Genomic DNA, 17,054 nt, shown 5'->3' with positions numbered 1-17,054 from the left:
CCGTAAACCTCATCCTCCAGGGCACTGGGTGCTCCGGAGAGGCCGTTCGCGTGCCGGGTGGCTGGACTGCGGGGGTGCCGTTCCCGAGCGAGAGAGTGAGATCCGCGTGTACGCCATCGTGCGCAGCGGTGGTCGCCAGCACAAGGTTGCTGTCGGCGACATCGTTGAGGTTGACAAGATTTCCACTGCCAAGGTTGGCGACACGGTCGAGCTCTCGACCCTGCTCGTTGTCGACGGCGACGCTGTGACCAGCGACCCGTGGGTGCTGGCCGGCATCAAGGTCCAGGCCGAGATCGTGGACCACCACAAGGGTGTGAAGATCGACATCCTTCGCTACAAGAACAAGACCGGCTACCGCCGTCGTCAGGGCCACCGCCAGCAGTACACGGCGATCAAGGTCACTGAGATCCCCGCGGCTGCGAAGTAAGGGACTGAGGAGAGATGGCACACAAGAAGGGCGCATCGTCCACCCGGAACGGTCGCGACTCGAATGCCCAGCGGCTCGGCGTGAAGCGCTTCGGCGGTCAGGTCGTCAACGCGGGTGAGATCCTGGTCCGCCAGCGTGGCACCCACTTCCACCCCGGCGCGGGCGTCGGCCGTGGCGGCGACGACACGCTGTTCGCGCTGCTCCCCGGTTCGGTGCAGTTCGGTACGCACCGTGGCCGCAAGGTCGTGAACATCGTTCCGGTCGCCTGATCGGAAGCTTTCGCGAGGCGGACCTCACTTCCCTCCCGGGAAGCGGGTCCGCCTTTCGCGTGTTGATCCAAGAACATTCCGTACGTAACTGGAGGCACATCCCATGACCACCTTCGTGGACCGCGTCGAGCTGCATGTCGCCGCGGGTAGCGGAGGTCACGGCTGTGCCTCCGTCCACCGTGAGAAGTTCAAGCCGCTGGGCGGGCCCGACGGCGGCAACGGCGGACGCGGCGGCGACGTGACCCTCGTCGTCGACCAGTCCGTCACCACGCTGCTCGACTACCACCACTCCCCGCACCGCAAGGCCACCAACGGCAAGCCGGGCGAGGGCGGCAACCGCTCCGGCAAGGACGGCCAGGACCTGGTGCTGCCGGTCCCGGACGGCACCGTCATCATGGACAAGGCGGGCAACGTGCTCGCCGACATGGTCGGCCACGGGACGGCGTACGTCGCCGCGCAGGGCGGCCGGGGCGGACTCGGCAACGCGGCGCTGGCCTCCGCCCGCCGCAAGGCGCCCGGGTTCGCGCTGCTGGGCGAGCCGGGAGACCTCCAGGACATCGTCCTGGAGCTGAAGACCGTCGCCGATGTGGCACTGGTGGGATACCCGAGCGCCGGCAAGTCGTCCCTCATCTCGGTGCTGAGCGCCGCCAAGCCGAAAATCGCGGACTACCCGTTCACCACCCTGGTGCCCAACCTGGGCGTCGTCACGGCCGGTTCGACCGTCTACACGATCGCCGACGTGCCCGGACTCATCCCGGGCGCAAGCCAGGGCAAGGGGCTCGGCCTGGAGTTCCTGCGGCACGTGGAGCGGTGCAGTGTGCTCGTGCACGTACTGGACACGGCGACCCTGGAGTCCGACCGCGACCCGGTCTCCGACCTGGACATCATCGAGGCCGAGCTGAGTGAGTACGGCGGCCTCGACAACCGCCCCCGCATCGTCGTCCTGAACAAGATCGACGTACCGGACGGCAAGGACCTCGCCGAGATGGTGCGCCCGGACCTGGAGGCGCGCGGCTACCGGGTCTTCGAGGTGTCGGCCGTGGCGCACATGGGCCTGAAGGAGCTGTCGTTCGGGCTGGCCGAACTGGTCGCCAAGTCGCGGGCCGCCAAGCCCAAGGAGGAGGCGACCCGGATCGTCATCCGGCCCAAGGCCGTGGACGACGCCGGTTTCACCGTCACGCCCGAGGACGACGGCCTGTTCCGGGTGCGCGGCGAGAAGCCCGAACGCTGGGTGCGACAGACCGACTTCAGCAACGACGAGGCCGTCGGCTACCTCGCCGACCGGCTCAACCGCCTCGGTGTGGAAGAGGAGTTGATGAAGGCGGGCGCCCGGTCCGGCGACGGTGTCGCGATCGGCCCCGAGGACAACGCGGTCGTCTTCGACTGGGAGCCGTCGATGATGTCCGGCGCCGAGATGCTCGGCCGCCGTGGCGAGGACCACCGCTTCGAGGAGCCCCGGCCCGCCGCGCAGCGACGCCGCGACAAGCAGGCGGAACGGGACGACGCGACGAAGGAGTTCGACGACTTCGAGCCGTTCTAGCCCCGAGGCACGCCGAAAGGACCGGTTGACTCCGGGAAGAGTTTCGGCATACGGAAGGGCAACCAACCGTCGCTCCGGCTCGTCGTACTGGGCAGTGCGGATGAGGATCTTGAACCTCTCCGCAGTCAGCTGCCCTTTCGACAGCCGGAGTCGACGTGCCCGAACCTGTTTCCTTACGCAGCGGCCGACGTGCGGTCACGGTCGCCCTCGCCCTGCTGGCGGTCGGCGCCACCGGGTCGCCGGTCGTGCAGGCGGCGGAGACGGCGCCGGGAGTACGGCAGGACTTCAACGGCGACGGCTACGAGGACCTCGCCGTCGCCGCTCCCCACGCGACGGTGAGCGGCAAGGCCAGGGCAGGGTACGTCGCTGTGCTGTACGGCTCGGCGAGCGGGCTCGAGGCCGGCTCCAAGCACGTGTACACGCAGGCCTCGGCCCGGATACCCGGCACGCCCGAGGCGGACGACCTCTTCGGGTCCGAGCTGACCGCGGCCGACCTGGACGGGGACGGGTTCACCGACGGCTTCCAGCCCCCCGTCGTCCTGAGGGACGCGCGGGGCGAGCGGATCGGCGCCGGCTTTTCCCTGGCCCTCGGCGACGTCAACGGCGACCACCGCGCGGACATCGTCGTGGGCGGCGACTCGCTCAGGGTCATCGACGGCACCACGAACGGCCCCGCCGCGTCCCGACCACCCCGGGTGATCCCCCAGGACAGCCCCGGCGTGCCGGGCGTCGACGAGCCGGAGGACGCCTTCGGCTACGACGTCTCGGTCGGCGACGTCGACGGCGACGGTTGCGGGGACATTCTGGCCGGCGACCCCTACGAGGCCGTCGAGGCCCTGAAGCAGGCCGGGACCTTCGCCGTCGTCCCCGCCGGACCGAACGGGCCGACCGGCGCCGGCACCAAGGTGTTCGGCCAGAACAGCGCCGAGGTGCCGGGCACCGCCGAGCAGGGCGACCGCTTCGGCGAGAACACCGTCCTCCTCGACGGCGACGGCGACGGCGACGGCGACGGCAGGGCGGAGCCGGTCGTGGCGGCGGTCGCGGAGAACGCGTACGCCGGTGCTGTCTGGGTACTGCGCTCCGGTGCCGCCGGGGCCACGGCGGCCGGTTCGTTCTCGTTCGGCGCGGGCACCCTCGGCACGGTCGCGGACGGTGCCCGGCTCGGCGACGAGTTCCCGCGCTGAGCCCCGCGACCGGGGCCACACCCGGGGCGTGCGGCCCCGGCCCGTCCTTATGCCTGCCGCGACGCCTGTCGCGTGTCCGCACCACGCCCCCGCGCGCACCCCCGCCGAGCGGTTCCCTCGCGCATCCCCCCACCCGTACCACCCGACAACAGGAGCACCATGAGCAAGCGCAGGATCGGCCGAGGGCTCGCACTCGCGGCCGCCGTCACCGTCACCACGGCCGTCATCGCCCCGGTGGCCTCTGCCGCCGACACCGCCTCCGCCTCCGCCTCCACTGCAGTGTCCCGGCCGCAGGACGACTTCAACGGCGACGGCTACGCGGACCTCGCGGTCGCCGCGCCCGAGGCGACCGTCGACGGCAAGACGAAGGCCGGATACGTGGCCGTGGTGTACGGCTCGGCGGACGGGCTGAAGACCTCGACCAAGCAGGTGTTCAGCCAGAACACGGCGGGCGTCCCGGGCGCCGCCGAGACGGACGACGAGTTCGGCAGCGCGCTCTCCACCGCCGACCTGGACCAGGACGGATACGCGGACCTGGTCGTCGGCGTGAGCGGCGAGGACACCGTGTCCGGGGGCGTCAACTCCGGCTCTGTGCAGGTCATATGGGGCGGAGCCCAGGGGCTCTCGGCAAGCTCCTCGCTGGCCACCGGCCGCAACAACGAGGGCTCGTGGGCCATGCTCGGCTCGCACGGCGCGCTCACGGTCGGCGACGTCGACGGTGACGGGGCGGCGGACCTCGTGGCGGTCGAGGACTACTACAAACTCCGGGTCGTCAAGGGCCCGTTCGGGCGGGACGGCGCCACCAACGGCGGCGAGCAGGTCGTCGAGGACGACTCCGACCCGCGCTTCCTGGACCTGGCCGCCGGTGACGTGAACGGCGACGGCGTCGACGACGTCGTCGGGACCATGAACGACGGCGACGAGCCCGACGCCCGCCGCATCACCTACTGGCAGGGCACGCCGGACGGCCTCAAGCAGGGCGTGTGGGTCGCCGGCGCCGACGGTCAGCGGCTGCAGGGCGGTGAGTCCGTCGACCTCGGTGACGTGAACGCGGACGGCTTCGACGACATCGTCGTGGGCCGCAAGGACGGTTACGACAGCGACCTCATGACGCCGATCCCCGAGGGCGGCCGGATCGCCGTCGTGCCCGGCAGCGCGAACGGTCCCGTCGGCGCGAAGCCGACCTATCTCAATCAGGACAGCCCCGGCGTCCCGGGCGCCGCCGAGCTGTACGACGCCTTCGGCGCCGACGTGTCGGTCGCCGACGTCAACGGAGACGGCTACGCGGACGTCGCGGCGGGCGTGCCCGGCGAGGACTTCGACGGGGTGACCAACGCCGGCAGCGCGGTCGTGCTGCGCGGCAGCGCCGCTGGTCTGACCGGCACCGGCGCCCAGTCCTTCAGCCAGGACACCGAGGGCGTGCCCGGCACGGCGGAGAAGGCCGACCTCTTCGGCTGGAGCGCCCGTCTCCTGGACGCGAACCACGACGGCCGCGCCGAACTCGCGGTCGGCGCACCCGGCGAGAACACGAACGCCGGATCGGTGTGGGCGTTCAGGGCGACGGCGTCCGGCATCACGGCGACGGGCTCGTTCACCTTCGGCGCCGGCACCCTCGGCACGGTCGCGGCGAACGCCAGGCTCGGCTCGGGGTTCGCGTACTGAGCGGAGCCCCCGACGGACACCCGGACGGCTGAACAGCCCGGCGAAACGGACCGGGCTGTCGGCTGAACAAAGCCCGGCGAAACGGACCGGGCCGTCGGCCGAACAAAGCCTGGCGAAACATCAACTGACGACACGTAAGTCCCGTTGCGACCAACTAACGTTCACTTTGTGGTTCCTGGGTCGCAACGGGTTGTCCGATGTCTTCCTATCTGTCATGCACGCGAAGGGCTATGTTCAGCGGGCAGACCGCCCGGCGGGCGAGTTTCCAAGGGTCCAAGAGGCAAGCGAGGCAGGGGAGTTCGCCCGATGACCGGAGCAGTATCGCCCGACCGACGCAGATTCCTGGCCGGCGGCGCCGCCGTACTCGGCGCCGCGGCCTCCGCCCAGCTGTGGCTGCCGGGCACCGCCCGAGCGGCCGAGGCCACGCTCCCCGACGGTGTGTTCGGCCTCGGAGTCGCGTCCGGGGACCCACTGCCCGACGGCGTGGTGATCTGGACGCGGCTCGCTCCCGACCCGCTGAACGGCGGGGGTATGCCGGACACCACGGTGCCCGTGCAGTGGGAGGTCGCCGAGGACGAGCGCTTCCGGAAGGTCGCCCGCCGGGGCACCGCCCACGCCCGATCCACGTACGGGCACAGCGTTCACGTCGATGTACGGGGCCTGCGCGCTGGCCGTACGTACTGGTACCGCTTCCGCGCCGCCGGCCAGCTCTCGCGCACCGGCCGCACCCGTACCGCCCCCGCCCCGAGCAGCTCCGGCGGCAGCCTGCGGGTCGCGCTCGCCTCCTGCCAGAACTGGCAGCACGGCTACTTCACGCCGTACGCCGACATGCTGGCCCAGGACCCCGACGTCGTCCTGTTCGTCGGCGACTACATCTACGAGTCGACGCCCTCGGCGACGGCCGTACGGCGGCACGAGGGCACCGGTGAGCCCTACAGCCTCACCCAGTACCGCAACCGGTACGCCCAGTACCGCAGCGACCCCGACCTCGCGGAGATGCATGCCAACGCGCCCTTCGTGGTCAGCTTCGACGACCACGAGGTCGACAACGACTTCGCCGGCGACATCCCGCAGGACCCGGACAAGCAGCCGCACGACGCGTTCGTGGCCCGGCTGACCGCGGCCTACCAGGCGTACTACGAGCACATGCCGGTGCGTGCGACGGCCGTGCCGAACGGGCCGCACATCCGGATGTACCGCCGCCTGGAGTTCGGCCGCCTGGCCCGGCTCAACGTGCTGGACACCCGGCAGTTCCGCAGCGACCAGGCGACCAGCCAGGCCGGCGCCCAGGACCCGTCGCTGACCATGCTCGGCGCCCAGCAGAAGAAGTGGCTCCTCGACGGCCTGCGCCGCTCGCCCGCCCAGTGGAACCTGATCGCCTCGCAGATCATGATGGCCGAGACCGACCTGCAGATCGGCGAGGGCAAACTCTGGTACTACGACGCCTGGGACGGCTACCAGGCCGAACGCAACGCGCTGCTGCGGGACTTCAGGGACGTCCGCAACCCGGTCGTGCTCAGCGGCGACCGGCATCTGACAATGATCAGCGACCTCAAGCAGGACTACGAGAAGCCGGACTCCGCGACGGTGGGCGCGGAGTTCGTCGGCACCTCCATCTCCAGCAACGGCGACCAGGACCAGACGGCCTTCCACAAGGAGTGGGACCCGCGCATGGCGGACAACCCGCACTGGAAGCTGCTCGACGCCCACCGCGGCTACCACCTCTTCGACATCCGCCGCGACCGCGTCGACGCCCGGGTCCGGGTCGTCGACACGGTGCTCAAGCCGCAGTCCACGCCCAGCACGCTGGCCAGGCTGCGGGTCGACGCGGGAAGGCCCGGCGTCCGTCTGGTGTGACCCGGATTCGTCCGGCGTACGACCCGAACCTGTGTGACGGGAGCCTGGGACTCAGCTGTGTCCCAGGTCTCTCTCAGCACCGTCTCAGGCAGTCCTCTTACCGTCCTCCGACCATGGAGACGGACTGTACGAGACACGACGAACCGCCGATCGCCCCGCTCCCCACGGGCACCCGGCTGCTGCACAAAGCCCCCTACCAGCAGCCCAACCCCAGCTTCTGGCGCCGGCACCGGCATGACCGGCTCGTGGAACGCTGGGCCCGGGTGGTCGGGCCGGAGCGGGTCACCGTCGTGGTGGTGGACGACCGCGACCACGGCGGGCTGATGCGCACCTTCGAGCGACTTCTCGGACTGCCGGAGAACTTACTGCGGCCCGTTCCGGACGCGGCGAATCGTTCCCTTACCCTTGCCGAGACCGAAATGCTGCGGAATCTTAACAAGGAATTCCGCGGCAATGGACTCCCCGACGAGCTCTATTCCCAGCTCGTCCGATACGGCGCCGTGATGCATATGAAGTACACGTGCGCTCCCGGCCCGCAGGACGTGAAGATCGGCACCCCGCGGTGGGCCTTGGAGGCCGCCGCCGGAATCGGCGCCGAGATGGCCGAGCGGATCCGCTCGTCGGGTGTACGTGTCCTGGGCGACCCGGAGCTGCTGTCCGTCGCGCCGAAGCCGGCCGCGCAGTCCTCCGAGAGCCCCCTGATCGCCCCCGAGGTCGCCGCCCAGGCGCTCTACGGCGTGCTCGCGGCGGCCGCGGCGACACCCGTCGGACACGCCGCGCGCGCCAGGCCGCGCACGGTTCACCAGACCTCGTCCAAGGAGCTCATTCGGGTGCTGGGACACCGCTGCCTGAAGAGGTTGCGGCGACACTGAGGCGGCGAGTGTTACGCTCCGCAATGGCTGACGCCTGTGGAGTTACTCACAGCGATTTCCAGGCCGTCACCCGTCCGGCGCAACGGGCTCACCCAATCACCAGCGGTGCAAGATGAATGTCGGGTTGCGCGCACATATGCAGCGAAGGGCGCTCACCTTGCACAGCGGTAACCCGGGGTGGGACCATTTCCACGTTCCCTGTCGCCCCAAGGTAGGTCAACCTGTGTCACAGCACATAGCCAAGCCCCGTACCACCGCAGTGATCCTGGCCGGTGGCACCGGCCAGCGCGTGGGTCTGTCGATCCCCAAGCAGCTGCTGAAGATCGCCGGCAAGGCAGTCATCGAGCACACCCTGACCACTTTCGAGAAGGCCGACTCGATCGACGACATCATCGTGCTGATGGCGCCGGGCTATGTACCGGACATCGAGAAGATCGTCGCCAAGGCCGGGTTCAAGAAGGTCAAGAAGATCATCGAGGGTGGCTCCACCCGGAACGAGACGACCGAGCGCGCCATCACCGCCCTGGGCGAGGGGCTGGCGGACGGCGAGGACCTCAACGTCCTGTTCCACGACGCCGTACGCCCCCTGCTGTCGCGGCGCGTCATCGACGACTGCGTCATCGCCCTGGAGCGCTTCCAGGCCGTCGACGTCGCCATCCCGTCCGCGGACACCATCATCGTCACGCGCACGCACGGCGAGGACGGCGAGTTCATCACCGAGATCCCGGACCGCTCCCGGCTGCGCCGCGGCCAGACGCCCCAGGCGTTCAAGCTGTCCACGATCAAGCGGGCCTACGAGGTCGCCGCCGGTGACCCCAACTTCCAGGCCACGGACGACTGCTCGGTCGTGCTCAAGTACCTGCCGGACGTGCCGATCCACGTCGTGGCGGGCGACGAGTACAACATGAAGGTCACCCAGCCGGTCGACGTCTTCATCGCCGACAAGCTGTTCCAGCTGGCCTCCACCGCCACGCCCGAGCAGAAGGGCGAGGAGCTCTACCGCGAGCTGCTGACCGGCAAGACGGTCGTCGTCTTCGGCGGTTCGTACGGCATCGGCAAGGACATCGCGGAACTCGCCGAGTCCTACGGCGCCAAGGTGTACGCGCTCGGCCGCTCCACCACCGGCACCCACGTCGAGAACCCGGAGGAGGTCGACGACGCGCTGTCCAAGGCGTACGGCGAGACCGGGCGCATCGACTACGTCGTCAACACCGCGGGCGTGCTGCGCATCGGCAAGCTGGCCGAGACCGACAACGCGACCATCGAGGAAGCGCTGAAGGTCAACTACCTGGCCCCGGTGCAGATCGCCCGGTCGTCGTACAAGTACCTCGCCGAGACCAAGGGCCAGCTGCTGCTGTACACCTCCAGCAGCTACACCCGCGGCCGCGCCGAGTACAGCCTCTACTCCTCGACCAAGGCCGCCATGGTGAACCTCACCCAGGCGCTGTCCGACGAGTGGGCCGGTGACGGCATCCGGGTGAACTGTGTGAACCCGGAGCGCACCGCCACGCCGATGCGTACGAAGGCCTTCGGCCAGGAGCCGACGGGCAGCCTGCTGTCCTCCGAGGCGGTCGCCCGTACCTCGCTCGACGTGCTGCTCTCCGAGCTGACCGGGCACGTCATCGACGTCCGCCAGCAGGACCCGACGGCGGCGGCCGGCCAGGCCTCCGGCTTCGAGGCGGCCCTGGCCAGTGTCCTGGACCGCCAGGACGGCATGGCATAATCAACGGCAAATAGTCCTCTGTTGTTCAGGCCTCTGTGGCTGCCCGTTCGCGGTGCATTCGCAGGGGCCTGAGCCGTAAAATCCCGGAGTCTTCACCATTCGTTTTCCGGACCTTTTCGGCAATGGCAACCGGCACCCCTCCCAGAGCAGGTTCTCCGTGATATCCACCGCTATTCGCGTCGCCCGGGTGGGCAGCGCGGCCCAGCTGGCCGCGGCGGTCCTCATGATTGCGGGCTACCCCGCCCTCATGCTGGCCGCGCTCGTCCCGAGCGTTCCCGCCTTCGCGGCAGCGGCCGCCGTGACGTACCTGGCGGACCACTATCTGCACCGCAAGGGCAGCTATCTGATCAACCGCCTCAGCAAGGTGCGCGCCGGGCTGTCGATCCGCTTCCTGATCAGGCAACTCCTGCTGATCCTGCTGCTGGCTCGGCTTGCCCTCTCGGACAGCCTGATCTTCTACGGGGCGACCGCCTGCTTCATCGCGTTCTACGGCCTCCAGGCCCCGCACGGCGCCCTGGTGACCCTGATCCGCAACCGGCGGCGGATGCCGATCGCCACCCGCAACGTCGACCTGGCCGCGCGCATCCGCATCCCCGACGCACCGCCGAAGCGCCTGCTCAGCCGCTCGGCCGAGAAGATGCTCCACCTCGATCTCGCGGCCGTGGTCGGCATACTCGTCTCCGCGCAACTTGACTCGGCCCTGGCCGGGTTCATCGGCATCGGCGTCACGCTGGTCCTCGGCTCCCTGTACGTCCTCGCGCTGATGCCGTACGTACGCGGCCGCAAGATCCCGCCGAACGCCGAGAAGGTCCTGGCCGCGATCGACGGCTGGCTGCGCGAGTACCGGCCCGAGACGGTGCTGTACTTCTCCGGTTCCAAGGACTCCGCCTACCAGGTCAACATGTGGCTGGAGACCATGGAGCAGCTGGACTCCAAGCCGCTGATCATCCTGCGTGAGCGGGCCATCCTGAACAACCTGGCGCCCACCACGGTCCCCGTCGTCTGCGTGCCCGGAGGGGTGCACCTGATGAACATGGACCTGTCCACCGTGCGGGTCACGATGTACGCGGCGAACGTCGGCAAGAACATCCACATGCTGCGCGTCCCCACCATGAAGCACGTCTTCATCGGCCACGGCGACAGCGACAAGCTGGCCAGCGTCAACCCGTTCAGCAAGGTCTACGACGAGGTGTGGACCGCGGGCCGGGCGGGCCGCGACCGCTACGCCATCGCCGACGTCGGTGTCCGCGACGACGACATCGTCGAGGTCGGCCGTCCGCAGCTGGCGCCGATCCAGACCTGGCAGGGCGGGACCGAGGCGCCCGCCGGCGAAGCCGCTGACGGAGGCTGCCCCACGGTCCTGTACGCGCCCACCTGGGAGGGCTGGGACGACAACCCCGGCAACACCTCCATCCTGCTGGCGGGCGAGAACATCGTGAAGAAGCTGGTCAAGGCCGACCCGCCGGTCCGTGTCCTGTACAAGCCGCACCCCTTCACCGGCACGCGCAGCGCCCAGGCCAAGACCGCCCACCAGCGGATCACCGCCCTGGTCGGGAAGGCCGCCGCCGCCCGGGCCGCCGACCCGCGCTTCACCACCGACCCGGCCGCCCAGGTGAAGGCCAAGGCGGACCTGGCCCGGATCGACGCCCGGATCGCCGAGGTGGTCGGCAGCCGCGACGAGAAGGGCGACGAGGCCGAGGCCACCCGTGACGGTCTGGTCGACGTCAAGAAGCACGAGGAGATCGCCCGGCTGCGGACCGAGTGGAACGACGCGTACTGGCGTTCCTTCCCGGCCTGGGAGCACCGGGTCATCACGGGCGCCCAGCCGCGCCTGTACGACTGCTTCAACGTCTCCGACGCGATGGTCTCCGACATCTCCAGCGTGGTCTCCGACTTCATCGCGAGCGGCAAGCCGTACGCGGTCACGGACTCCGCGGAGCTGGGCGTGGAGGAGTTCAAGCGGCAGAACACGGCGGTGCGCGCCGCGGTGATCCTGTCCAACAGCGCGGCCGAGCTGGGCGAGCTGCTGGACGCGGTCCGCGCTCCCGACGCCGATCCGCTGGCCGAGGACCGGGGCGAGCTGAAGCAGTATCTGCTGGGCCCGGACGAGCCGACCTCAATCGAGCAGTTCAACACCGCGGTGGCGAACCTCGCGATCAAGGCCGAGGCGCGCAACGTCGGCCAGGAGTCACGGACGGCGGCCGAAGTGGCGGAGGCCGAGGAGGGGCTGGCCGACGCGATGCTCGCACCGCGGACGTCGGCGGCCGGCGACGCGGACGACATGATCGCGTGACGGTGTGACGCCGTGACGGCGCGCTGATCCGACGTCATGGACGGCTGGGCCCGGTTTTCGAGGAGTGATCCTCGAAAACCGGGCCCAGCCGCGTATGTAGGGGTGTTCTGGGTGTTCTCAGGACGTCGATCCCTCCCCGCGTACCTGTCGATTCACCATGTGAACTGGATCACGAACGCCCGGTGAAGAGGCAACCGCTCTCTGTGGCCGTCCGTCTAGCAGATTGCCAATGAGGCGATTCGGGGGAAAGTTTCATGACTAGGGGGAAGAGTGACCGTTGCGCAGCCTGATGTGACTGTGATCATCGGGGCGTACGAAGCGATGCCGTATCTGGTCGAGTGCCTGGCATCCGTGGAGGCACAGACCATCGACCGGACGCGTATGGAGGTCATCGTCGTCGACGACGGGTCGACGGACGGCACGGGGGAGTACCTGGAAGAGTTCGCGGCCGGCGCCACGATGCCGGTCACCTTGATCCGGCAGGACAACTCCGGCGGCCCGAGCGGCCCGCGCAACGTCGGCCTCGGCAAGGCGTCCGGGCGCTACGTCTTCTTCCTCGACGCCGACGACCGGCTCGGCCCCGAGGCCCTGGAGCGGATGGTCGCCATGGCCGACGAGAACGGCACGGACGTCGTCCTCGGGAAGGTCGAGGGCGTCAACCGCGGTGCGCCGAAGTCGATGTGGGGCGAGACGGTGGGCCGCACCGACGTCTTCTCCTCCAACATCAAGTTCACGCTGAGCGCGCAGAAGCTGTTCCGCCGTGCGTTGCTGGAACGTCACGGCATGCGGTTCGACGAGTCCCTGTGGACCGGCGAGGACGCGCTGTTCACGATGGAGGCGTATCTGCGGGCGGACGGCGTCTCCGTGCTCGCCGACTACACCTGCTACTACCTGGTGGGCCGTGCGGACGGCAAGCACGTGACCAGGAGCGGGGGTTACAGCCTGCGCTTCGACTCCGCGAGCGCCCTGATGACCCTCCTCGCGGAGTTGCTCCCCCCGGGGCCGAAGCGGGACACGCTCATGGTCCGCCCCTTCCTCGTCACGCTGCTCCCGCAGTTCGGCCCACAGTTCCTCAAGGACGGCGAAGAGGTACGGCGGCGCAAGTTCGAACTGGCGAAGCCGCTGATGGACGCGTACTGGAACGACGACATCGCCCGCAGGCTCAAGGTCCACGAGCGGCTGCGGCTGCACCTGGTGGCGGCCGGGCGGCCCGATCTCCTGGAGGAGGTCGTGAAGTTCGTCCGCGCCAAGACCGAGGCTCCCGCCGTCCTGGAGAGGAAGGGCCGTCGCCTCTACCTGGGTTACCCCTACTTCCGCGACACCGGGGCGGGCATACCCGACGCGGTCTACCGCGCCGAAGCCCGTGAGGCCCGACTCGTCCCGGGCTACCGGGAGGACCCGCTCGACTCCTTCCTGCGCCGCGCGGGCCGCAAGGCCCGCCGGGTCCTGTTCACCCGCCCCGGCGCGTCGGACGGACGAGCCGCCGCCGCGTGACCTGCCGGGCGGCCCCGGCGCCCACGGGCGGGGCGTGGGGCGCCGGTCCGGCTTCACCGGCCCGACGGCGGGCCGGGCCGTGTCCGGGTCACCGCGACGGTGCGGCGGGCGCCGGCCCGGACGTGGACGCGGCTCCCTGACCGGCGGCCTCCTGTCCCGTGACAACCTCCTTGCGCGGGGCGGGAATCTCCGCCGCCAGTCGCTCCGCCATCCGGGTCCGGTGGTCCCGTGCCGCCGAACACAGCGCGCGTACGGCGTCGTTGAAACGGACCTGGGCGGCCGGCTCGTCCGGTCCCAGCAGTCGCTGCTTCAACTCCGTTCGGGCGAGCGCCAGTTCGTCCCGCTCGGGGTGCCGTACGGCGTCCAGCAGCCGTGGCACCCCGGCCGCGTCCGGAGTCAGCACGGTCGCCGCACCCGCTGTCGGGAAGACCTTGCGGAACATGTCCTCCGTCAGGCCACTGGTGTTGGCCACCGCGTACGGCTTCCCGCTCGCCAGGAAGTCGCTCACCACACTCGACACGTCACTGACCAGCAGGTCGGCCCGGTTGAAGCAGGCGTACAGCGCGGGCCGGGCGTCCGTGACGACCTGGTGCTCCCACTCCGGCAGCGAGGCCCAGTACGCCTCCTCCCAGGCCGTCGTGGCCCGCGCCACCGCCTCCGCCCGCCCCGGCTCGGGCACGGACTGCGCCAGCATCCGCTCGACCTGATCGGCCCGGGCCCGGAAGGAGACCGTGGTGAGATGGTCCAACTCCTTTGCACGCCGCGCGAGTTCACCGTCGGCCGGCGGCCGCTGACCCGACCGCTCCCGGTTCGCCGCCCGGACCAGCTCCCGGATCCTGAGGTCCGCCGCGCCCGCACGCGCGTCCACCGACCCGGTCAGCGGATGCGGCTTGTACAGCAGCCGTACGCCCGGATCCGCGAGCAGCGCCCGTACGAGGTTCTCGCCTGCCTCGATCACCGACGTGTTCCCGGGATTGCCGTCCCAGCCCTCCCAGGTGGGCGCGTACAGAACGGTGGTGAAGCATCCGCCGCGGGGCCCCGTCGGCGGGCCCGCGTACGGCCGTACGGCGTCCAGCTGCGGGCGGCCGATCTCCACCACGTCCTTGTCCTCCACGCCCACCTCGGCCTGCGCGTACCGCTCGCGCGCCGCCGGTCCCGCCACCCACACCTCGTCGTACGCCTTCGCGTACGGGTTGCAGGACGACAGCTTGTCGCTCTCGCCGTGGTTGACGAAGGTGTGCTTGAGACTGGGGATGCGCAGCACCTGGGACGTCTTCCCGGAGTTCGACGGGTGGATGAGGACCTGGAGCGTCGACTGTTCCAGCCTGAGCAGCGTGGACACCTTCGGCAGACAGACGATCGGCACGTCCGTCGCCGCGATCTTCTGCACCATGAACCGCTCGCGCAGCACGATCAGTGGCCGGCCCTCCAGCTTCGCGAGCGGCTCCAGCCACATGTTCGCCTGGTACGCCGAGGACGCCCCGCCGGAGAAGTACAGGCCCACGGTCGGCCGGTACTCCGCCAGCCACGCGTCGAACCAGTCCAGGACCTCCTGCTCGCCCGCCGGACGACGGCTCGGCAGCAGCCGCACGAGAAGGTCGTACAGGCCCATCAGCGCGAGCCCCAGCGACACGGCGACACCGAAGCCCGCGCAGCGCGGTTCGCCGGTCGCCGTGGTGGCCAGCAGCCCGGCCGTCGACGGGAGGCCGAAGGCCAGCAGTCGGTGACCGGCGCGGCTCAGCAGCATGGGCGGCGCGGGGGTCAGGCGCAGCGCGCGGGCGTCGATGTTGCGGGTGACGACGGGCAGGGTGCGGGTGCGACGGACCAGTACGGAGACCGCCTGGATCGCGCAGTGCAGCGCGTAGAAGACGAGCAGTCCGGCGATGAACGGGGCGTAGGCCGTCTCCCGGTCCTGCCCGCCGGCCCGCAGCAGGCCGACGACCAGCAGCAGGTCGCGCAGCACGTGCCGCACGGTGAGATCGGCGTGCGACTTCGCGAACAGCGACAGCATGTCCCGCTGCCACCGGTACAGGACGCCCTCCACGGCCAGCGAGGCGGTCGTCGCGGCGAGCAGCAGCGGGATGTGCGGGCGCAGGGCCGCCGCGGCCTGAGCGGCGAACGCGGCGGCGAGAACGGCCGCGATGAGCGCTCTGGCCGTGGTCTGGCGGCTGGGAAGCCGCACGGCGGGCCACCGCCGGCGCGTCCTCGCCGAGAGCCGTCGACGGGGGAGACGTGTGAGCACTGCGGTCACTCCAAGGTCATCGCATGACGGACGACCGGGTTAACGCGCGCCGACCACGGGACGACACGCGCATGACCGGACGCCTCGGGACTGCCGCCGCGCTCCTTGAGGTTCCGGGGCGCCGAGGGGCCCTCACCGCCGGTCCCGAGCGGCGGGTGACCGGGCGGTCACGGACGGCTGTCCGGAGACTGGAACCGACGCGCGTCAACGGGGCCCCTTCGCGTACATTGCGGGCGGGTACCCGGAGTGACGCGAGGGGACGGACAGCACGTGGCAGGGGCAAGACAGGCCGTCAGCGAGGCCCGCAGGATCGTCGTCAAGGTGGGCTCCTCGTCGCTGACCACCGCCTCCGGCGGCCTGGACGCCGACCGGGTCGACGCGCTCGTCGATGTCCTCGCCAAGAGCCGCAGCGGAGGCGAGCGGGAGATCGTCCTGGTCTCCTCCGGCGCCATCGCCGCGGGGCTCGCCCCGCTGGGCCTGCGCCGTCGCCCCAAGGACCTCGCCCGCCAGCAGGCCGCCGCCAGCGTCGGCCAGGGCCTGCTCGTGGCCCGCTACACCGCCTCCTGCGCCCGCTACGGCGTCCGCGTCGGCCAGGTGCTGCTGACCAGCGACGACATGAGCCGCCGCGCCCACCACCGCAACGCCTCCCGCACCCTCGACAAGCTCCTGGCGATGGGCGCCCTGCCGATCGTCAACGAGAACGACACCGTCGCCACGGACGAGATCCGCTTCGGCGACAACGACCGGCTCGCCGCCCTTGTCGCCCACCTCGTCCACGCCGACCTGCTGGTCCTGCTCTCGGACGTGGACGGCGTGTACGACGGAGACCCCGGCAGGCCGGGCACCTCGCGGATAGCGGAGGTGCGCACTCCGGCCGACCTGGCCGGAGTGGACATCGGCAGTGCGGGCAAGGCCGGCGTCGGCACCGGCGGCATGGTCACCAAGGTCGAGGCCGCCCGGATCGCGGCCGCGGCCGGCATCCCGGTGGTGCTCACCAGCGCCGTCCACGCGGCCGACGCGCTCTCGGGCGGCGACACCGGCACCTACTTCCACCCCGCCGGCAAGCGCTCCGCCGACCGGATGCTGTGGCTGCAGCACGCGTCCACCCCGCAGGGCTCGCTGACCTTGGACGACGGCGCCGTGACGGCGGTCGTCGACCGGCGCAAGTCGCTGCTGCCGGCCGGCATCGCCTCCGTCGAGGGCGAGTTCACCGCCGGTGACCCTGTCGAGCTGCGGGACGGCGAGGGGCACGCGGTGGCCCGCGGTCTCGTCAACTTCGACGCCAGGGAGATTCCCCGGCTGATCGGCCGCTCCACCAGGGAACTCGCCCGCGAGCTGGGCCCGGCGTACGAGCGTGAGGTCGTCCACCGGGACGATCTGGTGATCCTGCACCCCTGATCACGGCACGCGGAACCCGAAAACGGGGTGAACGACCCGGCAAGGTCGTCGCCCTGAGGTGGACGTTCCGCAAAACCGCCACGCGAGCCCTTG

12 protein-coding genes are annotated in these 17,054 nt (G+C 70.4%); 11 read left to right on the top strand and 1 reads right to left on the bottom strand.

The window, feature by feature from the left end:
• Window positions 1-106: 106 nt before the first annotated feature.
• The 10 genes from rplU (at window position 107) to OHA64_RS16755 (ending at window position 13,321) form a co-directional block, all read left to right on the top strand.
• Window positions 107-427: a 50S ribosomal protein L21 gene (rplU, locus tag OHA64_RS16800; RefSeq protein WP_006374708.1), complete on the top strand. Its 321-nt coding sequence runs from the start codon at window positions 107-109 to the stop codon at window positions 425-427.
• A 14-nt stretch (window positions 428-441) separates the two neighbouring features.
• On the top strand, window positions 442-696 hold the full coding sequence (gene rpmA / locus OHA64_RS16795) for a 50S ribosomal protein L27 (RefSeq protein ID WP_356769802.1): 255 nt from the start codon (window positions 442-444) through the stop codon (window positions 694-696).
• Between the two features lie 103 nt (window positions 697-799).
• Window positions 800-2,236, top strand: coding sequence for a GTPase ObgE (obgE, locus tag OHA64_RS16790; RefSeq protein WP_405613743.1), 1,437 nt, complete (start codon window positions 800-802; stop codon window positions 2,234-2,236).
• 155 nt (window positions 2,237-2,391) lie between these two features.
• Complete coding sequence (locus OHA64_RS16785; RefSeq protein ID WP_405613742.1) at window positions 2,392-3,420, top strand: FG-GAP repeat protein; 1,029 nt, start codon at window positions 2,392-2,394, stop codon at window positions 3,418-3,420.
• Between the two features lie 159 nt (window positions 3,421-3,579).
• Window positions 3,580-5,082, top strand: a complete 1,503-nt coding sequence (locus OHA64_RS16780) for an FG-GAP-like repeat-containing protein (RefSeq protein WP_405613740.1) — start codon at window positions 3,580-3,582, stop codon at window positions 5,080-5,082.
• Window positions 5,083-5,388: 306 nt separating this feature from the next.
• Complete coding sequence (locus OHA64_RS16775) at window positions 5,389-6,939, top strand: alkaline phosphatase D family protein (RefSeq protein ID WP_405613738.1); 1,551 nt, start codon at window positions 5,389-5,391, stop codon at window positions 6,937-6,939.
• A gap of 113 nt (window positions 6,940-7,052) precedes the next feature.
• The gene (locus OHA64_RS16770; protein ID WP_405613736.1) at window positions 7,053-7,811 is read left to right on the top strand and encodes a hypothetical protein; all 759 of its coding nucleotides are present in this window, start codon (window positions 7,053-7,055) and stop codon (window positions 7,809-7,811) included.
• 223 nt (window positions 7,812-8,034) lie between these two features.
• A complete protein-coding gene (locus tag OHA64_RS16765) occupies window positions 8,035-9,534 on the top strand; it encodes an SDR family NAD(P)-dependent oxidoreductase (RefSeq protein ID WP_405613735.1) in 1,500 nt (499 codons plus the stop codon).
• A 187-nt stretch (window positions 9,535-9,721) separates the two neighbouring features.
• Window positions 9,722-11,827: a hypothetical protein gene (locus tag OHA64_RS16760; RefSeq protein WP_405624000.1), complete on the top strand. Its 2,106-nt coding sequence runs from the start codon at window positions 9,722-9,724 to the stop codon at window positions 11,825-11,827.
• A gap of 270 nt (window positions 11,828-12,097) precedes the next feature.
• Window positions 12,098-13,321, top strand: a complete 1,224-nt coding sequence (locus tag OHA64_RS16755) for a glycosyltransferase family 2 protein (protein ID WP_405613733.1) — start codon at window positions 12,098-12,100, stop codon at window positions 13,319-13,321.
• An 88-nt stretch (window positions 13,322-13,409) separates the two neighbouring features.
• Here OHA64_RS16755 and OHA64_RS16750 read toward each other — a convergent pair whose 3' ends face one another.
• On the bottom strand, window positions 13,410-15,503 hold the full coding sequence (locus OHA64_RS16750) for a hypothetical protein (protein WP_405613731.1): 2,094 nt from the start codon (window positions 15,501-15,503) through the stop codon (window positions 13,410-13,412).
• 330 nt (window positions 15,504-15,833) lie between these two features.
• Between OHA64_RS16750 and proB the strand changes: the two genes are divergently transcribed.
• A complete protein-coding gene (gene proB / locus OHA64_RS16745) occupies window positions 15,834-16,961 on the top strand; it encodes a glutamate 5-kinase (protein ID WP_405613729.1) in 1,128 nt (375 codons plus the stop codon).
• Window positions 16,962-17,054: the final 93 nt, after the last annotated feature.

Origin of the sequence: Streptomyces sp. NBC_00076 (assembly GCF_045041235.1) — a bacterium.
Lineage (GTDB): Bacteria > Actinomycetota > Actinomycetes > Streptomycetales > Streptomycetaceae > Streptomyces.
The sequence above is the reverse complement of the archived record's forward strand: the minus strand, read 5'-3'. Positions and strand labels throughout refer to the sequence as shown.